Origin of the sequence: Clostridium sp. (assembly GCF_051654825.1) — a bacterium.
In the GTDB taxonomy this organism is placed as follows: domain Bacteria; phylum Bacillota; class Clostridia; order Clostridiales; family Clostridiaceae; genus Clostridium.
This window is the reverse complement of the sequence record NZ_JBOFYU010000101.1, coordinates 1-12676: the sequence shown is the minus strand read 5'-3', so window position 1 is coordinate 12676 and position 12676 is coordinate 1. Positions and strand designations below refer to the sequence as shown.

Annotated in this window: 7 protein-coding genes and 1 other annotated feature; of the genes, 6 read left to right on the top strand and 1 reads right to left on the bottom strand. The window is 29.1% G+C overall.

The features are described 5' to 3' along the window. From ACRDBA_RS06380 to ACRDBA_RS06365, 4 genes are all read left to right on the top strand, one after another. On the top strand, nucleotides 1–1359 hold a 1359-nt coding region (locus ACRDBA_RS06380), incomplete at its 5' end, for a ZmpA/ZmpB/ZmpC family metallo-endopeptidase-related protein (RefSeq protein ID WP_438572095.1). A gap of 516 nt (nucleotides 1360–1875) precedes the next feature. Beyond that, nucleotides 1876–4125 carry a SpaA isopeptide-forming pilin-related protein gene (locus tag ACRDBA_RS06375; RefSeq protein WP_438572094.1) on the top strand — a complete coding sequence of 750 codons (2250 nt, stop codon included), beginning with the start codon at nucleotides 1876–1878 and terminating at the stop codon, nucleotides 4123–4125. A gap of 108 nt (nucleotides 4126–4233) precedes the next feature. After that, nucleotides 4234–4492: a binding site (T-box leader), on the top strand. Between the two features lie 66 nt (nucleotides 4493–4558). Next, complete coding sequence (gene brnQ, locus ACRDBA_RS06370; protein ID WP_438572093.1) at nucleotides 4559–5896, top strand: branched-chain amino acid transport system II carrier protein; 1338 nt, start codon at nucleotides 4559–4561, stop codon at nucleotides 5894–5896. A 134-nt stretch (nucleotides 5897–6030) separates the two neighbouring features. Next, nucleotides 6031–7470, top strand: a complete 1440-nt coding sequence (locus ACRDBA_RS06365) for a glycoside hydrolase family 1 protein (protein WP_438572092.1) — start codon at nucleotides 6031–6033, stop codon at nucleotides 7468–7470. Between the two features lie 359 nt (nucleotides 7471–7829). On the opposite strand, the gene ACRDBA_RS06360 is transcribed toward ACRDBA_RS06365, so the two are convergent. After that, a complete protein-coding gene (locus ACRDBA_RS06360; protein WP_438572091.1) occupies nucleotides 7830–8270 on the bottom strand; it encodes a globin domain-containing protein in 441 nt (146 codons plus the stop codon). A gap of 310 nt (nucleotides 8271–8580) precedes the next feature. Here ACRDBA_RS06360 and ACRDBA_RS06355 point away from each other — a divergent pair, with 310 nt between their 5' ends. Together ACRDBA_RS06355 and ACRDBA_RS06350 are read left to right on the top strand one after the other, a co-directional pair. After that, nucleotides 8581–11928, top strand: a complete 3348-nt coding sequence (locus tag ACRDBA_RS06355) for a family 20 glycosylhydrolase (protein WP_438572096.1) — start codon at nucleotides 8581–8583, stop codon at nucleotides 11926–11928. Between the two features lie 265 nt (nucleotides 11929–12193). Continuing rightward, on the top strand, nucleotides 12194–12676 hold a 483-nt coding region (locus ACRDBA_RS06350; RefSeq protein WP_438572090.1), incomplete at its 3' end, for a hypothetical protein.

Genomic DNA, 12676 nt, shown 5'->3' with positions numbered 1-12676 from the left:
AATGATTTATTTAATGAAGATTTTTATAGAGACATATTAGGTTGGGATACAACAAATGTTTGGGATGTTTCTAATGTTCAAAATGGAGAATTACCAACATTAAAAAGTGCTTTAGACAATAATAACAATATTACATTAGAAAGCAATATTTCAACTTCAGAAGAATTAATAGAAAAATTAAGTTCAAATCCTTTTGGAAATTATAAGCTTACTGAAAATATTGATTTAAACTCTTATAAAGATGGAGAATCAGTAATTACAACTGAGTTTTTAGGAAGTTTAAATGGTAATGAAAAAACAATAACAGGATTAAATAGTCCACTATTTAAAAAGGTGAATAATGCAACAATAGAAAACCTAATTATAAATGGAGCATATATAGATAAGGCTGAAGAAAATGTTGGAATATTATCAAAGCAAGGAAGCAATTCTAAAATATCAAATGTTAGTATAACAAATTCAACAGTAATTGGTTTAAAAAAGGTTGGAGGACTATTTGGTTATGATAATGGTTCTACAATAAAACAAGTTTCATTTAGTGGAGATGTAAAATCAACAAATGGATTTGTAGGTGGATTATTAGGTGTTAAAGAAAGAGGACAAGTTTCAAATTCTTATGCTATAGGAACCCTAGAAGGTCATGGTGATAGAGTTGGTGGATTTGTAGGACAAGGTAATAATGGAATAGTAGTTCAAAATTGCTTTACAAAGGTAAATGTTAATCATATAGGTGGAGGAATGGCAGGAGGATTTGTAGGATCTTCATGGTCAGGAGCTACATCAAGATATGAAAATAATATTTCACTTGGGGATATTACAAATGGTAGAAAATTTGATGGTGAAAGTCACTTACCTACTATAACAGCAAACAACATTAATTCATATGAGTATGAATCATCACTAGGAACTAGTAATAATACTGTTGATAATATAGCTTTAAATGGGAAAATCAATATTGCTACTAGAGAAATGGTGACAAATCCTAGCTTCTATTTAGATATATTAGGATGGGATACTACTAATGTTTGGGATGTAACTAAAGTTTCATTAGGAGAAATTCCAACATTAAAAAGCAATTTAGATAACTCAAATGAAGGAAGTATTATAAGCTTTGAAATATCTAATTTAGATGACAATAAAGAAACTATAATAAATGACATTAAAGAAGAGAATGGGTCTAGGGATATTATAGAAGAAGACTTACAGTTAGAAGATGGAGTAAACAGTGAAGAGGAAAAAGATAAAGGTGAGGATAATGAAATTAAATTAGATGATGAAAAAGTAGATGAATCTATAGATGAAACGATGAATGGTGGTATAGATGAAAATTTAGAAGAATCGATAAATGGAATAATTTAATAGAATTTAGTTTGAATTATATAAAAAAATATATTTTGTGTGGGATTTATTGTTTTAATCATTTGAAATGTAGTCAAAAGCAACTTTAATTTGAGTTTGAATTAGTTTATAAAAAATATATAAAAAATCAACAAATATGTCGAAAAGATATTGTAATTTAATCCGATATTAAATATACTTAAATAGTAATTATTACCGTTAATTAAGGAATGTAAAAAAATTTATTCAGAATTTAAGTATCTAGTTGATTGAAAATTTTATTTTAATAATTACTCTAGTTTGATGGGATTAGTTAATTTTAAAGATTTTGGCTTGGTAAAAAATTTTATTATATAAAATGCCGAAGTATTTAAAAGCCAAAATCATCTGTGAACCTTCAAAATATCAAGAGTAAATTAATTAATACTAGAGAGCTAGGGACTTGCAAGTAAAGTGAAATTTTTTAATTATATAAGCAAATTGATTATTAAATAGTCTTTTGCTATGAGTAATAATACTTTGGCTAGAAGGGGAAAAATGATTTTTTATAATTATTTTAACAAAAGGATTAAAAAACTCAGTTTAATTTTAGCTATTTTGATAACATTTACAACATTATCACCAGTATTTGAAGCAAGTGCAAATACTTTAATAGAAGAAGCTAATAAGATAGAAGAAAATATAGTAGATACAGAAGTAAATTATGAAGAAAATATTGTAGAAACAGATGCAGCAGAAAACGTAGTAGAAGATTTAGTAATAGAAGAAGAAAATTATATAGAAGAACACGAAGAAGAAAATATATCAGAATATATAGACCAAGATGACTTACTTTTAGAAGAAGAAGTTTTAGAAGAAGAATATTATAATGATGAATTAGTAGAAGATATTGAAGGTGTTAGTATTGCAGGAATATCAGCTGAAGAGTGGAATTCCATGTCTGATGAAGATCAAGATTTATATTTAGATTATATAGATGAGAGACAAAAGGCAACTGGAAACACAGGTGCTGGGATAAGTGTAGGGGGATGGACTGGTGCAGATGGAACAACAACTGACACTTTAAAAATACCACCTATAACAATTGATGGAAGAATAGCATATTGTATGCAGTATATTAAGGCCTTTCCTGTTAACATAGTTTATGGAAATCCATATGCGACAAGTAATGAAGCATTAAGAAGTATTATTTATCACGGTTATCCTAACAATGGAAGTGGGCTAAAGGAAAAGTATAATTTAGATAATGAAACAGCAAGACAATATACTCAATTTGCTATATGGAAGATAATGGGATATGTTGGAGATGGACTACCTATTTTAGATAGAAGACATCCATATGTTGACGAATTAGTAAGTTTATCAAAATCAGGTGATATAGGGCCATATAAAAATCCTGAGTTTAATCTTTCTAAATCTAGTTTAAAAACTCAAAAGTTTAATGATTATCAAGAAACAGAACCAATTTTAACAAGTGGTTCTCCTGGAACTTTTAATTTTCCATCAACAAATGAAATTTGGTCTGTAGACTTAAATGGAAATAAAAAGAGTACATTTAATATTGGTGAAGCCTTTAAAGTAAGAAGTATTAATAGCTTTGATGGAGTAAAAAATTTCACTATAGAAGCATCACTAAGAAATGCAGAAGGGCGAGTTTATCCAGGTGGGGATCAATATCAAGATATATTAGAATTTGCCTTTGGAATCAATATAAATAGAAGTATTGAAATAAATATTGAATTTACTAATGAAGAACCAACTGGAGTTTTAAATATATTTAAGGATGATATTGAAACAGGTGAAGCTTTAGCAAATGTAGAGTTTAAAATAGCATCTACATCAGGAGCAATAAATGGGGTAGAAATATATGTAATTACAAATGAAGAAGGATATGCAAGTGTAGAATTACCATTAGGTGACTATCATTTAATAGAAACTAAGGAATTAGAGGGATATGTAAAAGATGAATCTCATATAGCTTTTAGTATAACTACTGAAGGTGAAGAAATTAGATTAGATGTTTCTAATGAGAAAATTACAGGAGATGCAAAGTTATATAAATATGATGCAGAAACTAATGAGCCTTTAGAAGGTGTAAAGTTTAAATTGCGTTGTATTGATGGATTTAATAATGGAAGTGAAATAGAAGTTACTTCAGATTCAAATGGAGTAGTTAATATGGACAATCTTTATTATGGAAAATATATAATACAAGAAACTAAAGCCTTAGAGGGATATATATTAGATGAAAATCCAATAGAATTTGAAATTAGAAATAATGGAGAATTAGTTAATTTAAATATGGAAAATACAGCTATAAAAGGTAAGATTAAAATTGTTAAGCTAGATGGGTTAACAGAAGAAAGATTACAAGGTGCTGTATTTGGAATATATGATGTTAACGGAAAGTATGTTGAAACTTTAGTAACAGATGCTAATGGGGAAGCTATTACTTCTGAGTTAAAATACGGAAAGTATTATTATAAGGAGTTAAAAGCACCTGTAGGTTATCAAATTGATAAAAAGCTTTATAGTATAACTATAGATACAAATGAAGTTATTAAAGAAGTAAGCTTTAAAAATTACCCGACTAATTATGGACAAGAATTAAGTGGGGATGGTGATTCAAACAGTAATTCTGATGGTAATATAGAGAATGGTAATAATACCAATACAAGCTCTATAAGTAAATTACCTAATACTGGTTCAGTTATATCTAATGCAATGATTCTTATTGCAGGAGTAATAATTATTTTACTTGGTATATTATTTGTAAAACGAAAATAATATGAATTATTAAAAGTGTTGTATCAAAATTAGTTTTGATACAACACTTTTTTATTAAATTATTGTTGACACAATTCAGAAAGTTGAATATAATTAGTTCAAATAAACCTAAATTCATTAACGAGAAAAAGTAAGTTGTAAGGATGTCCTACAGAGAATTGGCATATGCTGAGAGCCAATGTTCGAGTTATAACTGAAAATCATCTCCGAGAAGCATTACTGAAAAGAAATGAGTAAGTGTTGCCGTAGTCTTTCCACGTTATAGGAAAAGCGTATTGATAGATACGAACAGAGTGCTATAAAAAATTGAGTACGTATAGATTTTTTATAGAATTAGGGTGGTAACGCGGATATATCCGTCCCTTGAGTAATCAAGGGGCGGTTTTTTTATTGTCTAAAATTAGGTTTAATAAAACATAAGGGGGAAATTTACATGAAACAATTATCAAGAAAAGATTTATTATTTGTAGGATTAATGTTATTTTCATTATTCTTCGGGGCTGGAAATTTAATATTCCCACCATTTTTAGGACAATCAGCAGGTAACCAAGTATGGGTTGCATTAGGGGCATTTTTAATTACGTCAGTAGGATTTCCTATATTAGGAGTTATTGCAGTAGCAAAATCAGGAGGGTTAGAAAAGTTAGCAGCTAGAGTGAATCCACTCTTTGCAACTATATTTACTCTTTTAATATATTTATCAATTGGACCAGGACTAGGTATTCCTCGTGCAGGAAGCTTACCATTTGAAATGGTAGTAGCACCTTATTTACCACAAGGGGTATCAGAGATTGTAGCAAGATTTTTATTTACTTTAGTATTTTTCACAGTAGCATATTGGTTAGCTTTATCACCAACAAAGCTAGTAGATCGTATGGGAAAGGTTTTAACTCCAACATTACTTGTATTAATTTTAGTGGTTGTAATAGGAGCTATCTTTAAACCATTAGGAGGTTATGGTGAAGCAACTGGGGCTTATATAGATTCACCTTTTGTAACAGGATTTTTAGAGGGATATTTAACCATGGATACTATAGCAGCCTTAAACTTTGGAATTGTAATTGCACTTGCAATAAAAACAAAGGGAATCACTAAGGAAAAATATGTTGTATCAACATCAGTTAAAGCAGGGCTTATTGCAGGAGGATTATTAGTTTTAATTTATGCTGCCTTAGCACATTTAGGAGCAACAAGTGGTGGTAGATTTGGAAGTACATTAAATGGAGCAATGACATTAACTAATGTTATGACTTATTTATTTGGAAAGCCGGGAGCTTTATTATTAGCAGTATTATTTACACTTGCATGCTTAACTACAAGTGTTGGACTTATTGCTTCATGTAGTCAATACTTTGAAACATTAACTAATAAAATAACTTACAAAAATTGGGTAAGAATATTAGCTTTTTCAAGTATGACACTTGCAAATATGGGGCTTACAAAAATACTTTCAATTTCTATTCCTGTATTAGATATGATTTATCCAATATCTATTATGTTAATTGTACTTGCTATGTTAGATAAGTTCTTTAAGGAAAGTAAGCTTATCTATAGTTTAACTATTTTATTTACAGGTACAGTAAGTGTTGTTTATGGGTTAAATGGGTTTGGAATTGATTTAGGAACTAAGTTATTTGGTAATCTTCCATTATATTCACAAGGTTTAGGCTGGGTATTACCTGCGTTATTAGGAATAGTATTAGGTGGTGTATTTGGATTTATAAAAGAAAAATATTCACAAAATGATACTAGCTTAGAAGTTAGTAAATAGTATGTATAATTGTATAGACAATTATTAAATTTTAAATTACTATAGTGTTTATAATTTATTTCTTAAAAATTTGATAAATAGTTTTAAGAAAGGAATAATAAGTAAAGCATATAACTTAAGAGGAGATGAATCTATTGATATATACAAGTTTAGATAGTTTTAAGGAAAACTTTTTATGGGGATCTGCATCAGCAGCATATCAAATAGAAGGTGCATGGGAAGTAGATGAAAAAGGTGAAAGCATATGGGATGAGTATGTAAAGATTCCAGGCAAAACATTTAAGGGAACAAATGGTGAAATAGCAGTAGACCATTATAATAGATATAAGGAAGACGTAGCCTTAATGGCAGAAATGGGATTAAAGGCATACAGATTTTCAATAGCATGGACTCGTATATATCCAAGTGGAAGAGGAGAAGTAAATAAATCTGGAATTGAGTTTTATAATAACTTAATAAATGAGTTAATTAAATATAAGATAGAACCTATTATTACAATTTATCATTGGGATTTACCAAAGCACCTACAAGATTTATATGGTGGATGGGAATCAAGAGAAATTATTGATGATTTTAATAATTATTGTATTACATTATATAAAAGCTTTGGAGACAGAGTAAAGTATTGGGTAACATTAAATGAACAAAATGTATTTATAGGAGCAGGATATCAAACAGCATTACATCCACCAGGAGTAAAAGATAATAAAAGAATGTTAGAAGCAAACCATATTGCTAATTTAGCTAATGCTAAAGCAATAGATTCCTTTAGAAAATATGTACCTAATGGAATGATTGGGCCAAGTTTTGCTTATTCACCAGCTTATCCATATAGCTGTACACCAGAAGATATTTTAGCAGCTGAAAATGCAGAAGATATAAATTCTAGTTGGTGGCTTGATGTATATTGTAAAGGAGAATATCCAACATATGCGTTAAATTATTATAAAAATACAGGTGAGGCTCCAACTATAGAAGAGGGAGATTATGAATTATTGAAAAAAGGTAAGCCTGATTTTATGGGAATAAATTATTATAGAACAATGACTGTAAAAGCAAATTCATTAGATGGTGTAGGAATTTGTGATGAAATAAATAATACTGGTAAAAAAGGAACAGCTAAGGATACAGGAATACCAGGAGCATTTAGAACTATAAAAAATCCTAATTTAGAAGCAACTAATTGGGATTGGGAAATAGATCCAACTGGATTAAGAGTGGGATTAAGAAGATTAACAAGTAGATATAACTTGCCTATACTAATCACAGAAAATGGATTAGGTGCATTTGATAAGTTAGAAGAAAATAATATAGTAAATGATGATTATAGAATAGAATTCTTAAAGAGGCACATACAAGGCTGTAAGGAAGCAATTACAGATGGAGTTGATTTATTAGGATACTGCACTTGGTCATTTACAGATTTATTAAGCTGGCTTAATGGATATCAAAAACGTTATGGATTTGTTTATGTAGATAGAGATGAAGAAAGTGCAAAAGATTTAAAAAGAATAAAGAAAAAAAGCTTTTATTGGTATAAGGATGTTATAAAAGAAAATGGTAGGAACCTATAAACATATCCTTAAAAAATACAATAAGATATATTTAAATGAAAATATATTTTGTATAATCATATAAGCAATTATAATAATAGCACCTAGAAAGGTTAAAGCTTTCTAGGTGCTATTTATTTGTAGTTTATAAACAAGCTTCTTAACTTTTAGGTTGAGTTTTAACTCCCTATAAAGTTAAGAAGTTGTTGTCTAATGGCTTGTCAGATATTAGATATCTCCTGAAGGGAGGAGTATTAAAGCGTCGAGCCATCAAATAAACTACAGTTTGTATATTTGCAAATAAATGATATTTATACTTATTTCTCAAAAGGCAGGTTAAGAGAAATAATATATTTATATATTTAGTGTAAGTTATCTAATTATTTTGTAGCTTTTGAATAAATTCCTTTTTCTACATTTATAAATATTTCAGCAATTACGCCATAAGCTTCTCCCCAAGCAGATATTATTTCATCTGTTGCAGCATCACCTAAAACTTCTTTAATAGCTAATAATAAGTTCTTACCAACTATTTGGTATTGCTCAGGAGTTACTTTAACTTCACAATGTCTAGAACCAATTTTTTGTACAGTAGGTAATAAAACTTCTAAATTATCAATGTTTTTAGCAGCTGCTAAAACTACTTGAGCTAAAGCAAAAGGTTGCTTTCCTGATTCTTGTCTAGCCATATCAAACATTGGTTTTACCTCTGGATTATTAGCAAACATTAACTCATAAAACTTAGTTGTAATAGCTACTCCATGAGTCTCTAATGCAGGTACTGTACTTTTTATTATTTCAATTGTTTTTTCATTTAACATAATTAAATCTCCTCTACAAATAAAATTTACTAATTAATAATTATTATCCTTAACTTGTTTATATAATATCATAAGAGGTTTAAATGTGCAAGTAAAATATACATTTAAATTTAAAAATATTTTATAAAGATATTAAAGAAACAGCAAATGTAATTTAATTGTAAAATTGATATAAAAAGGAAATAATTGGGTATAATATTAATGAGATATAAAATATCAATTATAAGAAAAGAAGGGAGAGTTAAATCAAATGGGAATTATGAAAAAAATTCTAAAGCCAATTAATAGCAAAAGGGCAATTGCTTTTGCTATGGCATTAATTATGCCTTTTGGGCTAGTATCAATGAAAGGCGAACCAGTAAAAGCCGCAGAAGAAAATGCTTCTATGGATAGGGCTATTATTCCAAAGCCATTAGCTCAAGAAGTTACTGAAGGAAAGTTTATACTTACTGAAGAAGCTTCAATTTATGTCCAAGGGATTTCAGAGGATGAAACAAATGAAATATTTAAAACAGGAGAATACTTAGCAGGAAAGCTAGGTCCATCAACAGGATATGATTTAAATGTTATTAAATCATCAGATGTACCAGTAGGAAATATTTATTTAACTACTATAGGGGCATCAGAGGACTTAGGTAATGAAGGTTATGAAATAACTACAACTACTGATGGAGTAAAAATAGTTGCTTATAAAGCAGCAGGTTTATTTAATGGTATTCAAACATTAAGACAATTATTACCTGCAAGTATAGAAAAAAGTGAAGTTGTAACAGGGGTAGAGTGGAGTATGCCATGTACAACTATTTTTGATAAGCCAGAATACGAATATCGTGGAATGATGCTAGATGTTGCTAGACATTTTGCACCAGTAGATGAACTTAAACGTCAAATAGATTTAGCCTCTCAATATAAAATAAATAAATTACACATTCATCTTAGTGATGATCAAGGTTGGAGATTAGAAATAAAATCTTGGCCAGATTTAGCTATAATAGGTGGAAATAATCAAGTAGGTGGAGGTCCAGGTGGATATTACACTCAAGAAGAATTTAAAGATATAATTCAATATGCAAGTGAAAGATATATTGAGATTATTCCAGAGTTTGATTTACCGGGACATACAAATGCTATGTTAGCTTCTTATGGTTTCCTTAATCCAGATGGACAAAAGAAGCCTCAATATACAGGAATAGATGTTGGATTTAGTTCATTAATGACTCGAGATGAAGCTACTTATGCTATGTTAGATGATATTATAAGAGAAGTTTCAGCTATATCACCATCAAAGTATTTCCATATTGGTGGAGATGAAGCTCATTCAACTCCAAAAGCTGAATACGACTACTTCCTTGGAAGAGTAAATGAAATAGTTAATAAGTATGGGAAAACATCAATGGGATGGGACCCTATAGATACAGTACCAGGAATAGGTTCAGATTCAATATTACAAAACTGGTCAGGTTCAAATACAGCAGCTCAAGAAAAGGGTATGAAAATTGTTGTTTCTAAAGCTGAAAAGGCATATATAGATATGAAGTATGATGCTAATTCACCATGGGGATTACAATGGGCTGGATTTAGTTCTATTGATGATGCATATGATTGGGATCCAACAGATTATGCACCAAAGGAATTAGTATTTGGATTAGAAGCTGCTTTATTTGCAGAAACTATAGTAAGTAGAGAAGCTGCTGATTATATGATTTATCCAAGATTAGCTGGTCATGCAGAAATAGCATGGACACCTAAGGAAATGAGATCATGGGATGAATATAAGGGAAGACTTATAGCTCATGGTGAAAGATTAACAAACCAAGGCGTAGGATATTATAAAGATCCAGATATATGGGAAGTTCCATATGTTCCATTTAATTCAGAGTGGGATATGAATGAAGGAACAGGAACTGTTATAACTGATAAAACAGGTAAAAATACTGCTACATTAACAGGTCAAGCTTCATGGACAGAAAATGGAGTAAATGGAAGTGGTATTTCACTTAATGGAAATGGCTATGTTCAAATAGGAAGAGAAGATTTAAAAGGTGATTGGACAGCAGCTATATGGGTTAATAAAGATAAAAGTACAGACAATAATGTTGTATTATTTGGTGGAGATGAAGGTGATATTAAGCTTGAACAATACAATAATACAAAAAAAGTTGGATTAACTAAGTATGGTGTTTCAGATAATACATTTAACTATACTGTACCAGAAGGTGAGTGGGTTCATTTAACAATAGTATCAGGCAGTGATGGAACTACTTTATATGTTAATGGTAAATATCAAGATAAGATAGGGACTAAAATTAAAGGCCCTGCAAAGAGAATTGGAGCAAGTGCAAAATCAGGATTAGCAACAGCTGGTAATATGAAGGGCTCAATAGATGAAGCTAAGATATTTAATAAAGCATTAACTCCTGAAGAAGTTGCAGAGCTTCCAGGAAATGTTCAAGTTGATAAAAGTGAATTACAAACAGCTATAAATAATGCAACTGAAATAGCTAACAATGCAGTAGTAGGAACAGAATCAGGTCAATATACTAAAGAAGCTAAAGATACTTTAATAAGTGAAATAGCTTTAGCACAAGATGTATTAGATAATACTGAAGCAACTTTAATAGAAGTTACTGAAGCAGTTGAAAAATTAAATGCAGCAGTAGATACATTTAAAAATAGTGTTAATATACTTTTAAATAAAGCTCAAAATATTGCAGTAAAAGAATTATCAAATAATAGTATTACTGTAGCTTGGGAAAAACCAAATGTAGACTTTGGATTAGAAGGATATGTTGTTTACGTAGATGGAGAAGCCTTTGTAACAGTTGGTAAAGATGTAACTAGCTATAAGGTAGCTAACTTAAAGAATAATACTATCCACGGAGTTAAGGTAACTGCTAAATATAGAAATGAAAAAGAATCAAAACCAATTTCTATAAATGCTAGAACTAAATCTACAGATGTAGAAAAGAAAACTTTTAAAGTAGCAACATTTAATACAGCTACAGGAAGACAAAGTGAAAATGGTCTACAAGGTTTAAAAGACCAATTAAGAGATTATGATATTGATATTGCAGGATTACAAGAAATAGATAAAAATACTAATAGAACTGGAAAAGTAGATCAATTAGAAGTTTTAAAAGGAAATAAGCTTACTAATGGTTACTTTGGTAAAGCAATTAACCATGATGGTGGAGAATATGGAATAGGAGCTTTATCAAGTTTAGAGATATCTTCAAGTGAAGTAACTCAATTACCATCACCATCAGTTGAACAAAGAGTTTATCAAAGATATGTAGTAAATGTAGATGGTAAAGAAATTGCTGTTTACAACACACATTTAAGTTATGAAAAAGAATCTTTAAGAAAAGATCAAATGGAAATATTAAAGGCTGTTATGGATGCAGATAAGGCTGAATATAAAATATTAACAGGTGATTTTAATGTAGATGATGTTAAAGAATATAATTTATTTGCTGACAACTACAATATTATAAATGGATATAATGGAAAGTGGCATGAGACATATAATGATGATGATTGTATAACACCATGTTTAGATAATATAATTGTATCTAAGAATATTGGAATTAATAATATTGAAATGGTTAAGAACAATTTATCAGACCACAATATGTTATATGCTGAAATAGAATTTTAGTTAGATATGAAATATAAGAATTAAGAAAAGGAGAGTAGTATATATTAAAAGGATTTTTAATATGTACTACATCCTTTTTTTATATTTATAGGAGATTACTAGTTAGCAGTTATTTATAGTAATGTATTCGATAATAAAAAAAATTGAAGGATAAAGTATTAAAGATATGATTATTAGATAGAGAACACCATTAAAGATAAATAATAATATTTAAATAATAAGGGAAAATACTAATTAAGAAGAATTCATGACTAAGGAGCAATTTATGAATATTTTATTTATTAGTATTGTTGTAACTATAATTGGAATTATATTATTTATCAAAGAAAAGAGAAGCTTTATAACAGGATTAATGCTAATAGTAGGCTTTAGTGGGATTGGATTATATTTTATAGATAGCTTATATGATAATGAGATTATACGATTTATTACTCTGGGGATTGTTTATGGCTTAATTCCTATATTAATAATTATGTCTGGCTTTTTATTTATTAAAAATGGAAAGACTATGCTTACTAAAGAGGGGAGAAATTTATCAAATACATTATCCCTAATTGTTGGAGTAGATATATTAATTATTGTATTATGTGCAGCAACTCTTATTTTCTATGATGAAAAAATTAATTCATTTACACATATAATGCTTGTGGCAATAATTATAATAGCAGTGTATTTAGGTATTCTTTTTATGAGTTATTTAATTTATTCTTATGCATATCAAAAGCTACCAGTAAAAAAGAAATTAGAT

What these genes read in the sequence shown, in the direction of transcription:
- ACRDBA_RS06375 (WP_438572094.1), top strand. Translation starts at nt 1,876, where the DNA reads ATGATTTTTTATAATTATTTTAACAAAAGGATTAAAAAACTCAGTTTA.
- ACRDBA_RS06360 (WP_438572091.1), bottom strand. Translation starts at nt 8,270, where the DNA reads ATGTTAAATGAAAAAACAATTGAAATAATAAAAAGTACAGTACCTGCA.
- brnQ (WP_438572093.1), top strand. Translation starts at nt 4,559, where the DNA reads ATGAAACAATTATCAAGAAAAGATTTATTATTTGTAGGATTAATGTTA.
- ACRDBA_RS06355 (WP_438572096.1), top strand. Translation starts at nt 8,581, where the DNA reads ATGGCATTAATTATGCCTTTTGGGCTAGTATCAATGAAAGGCGAACCA.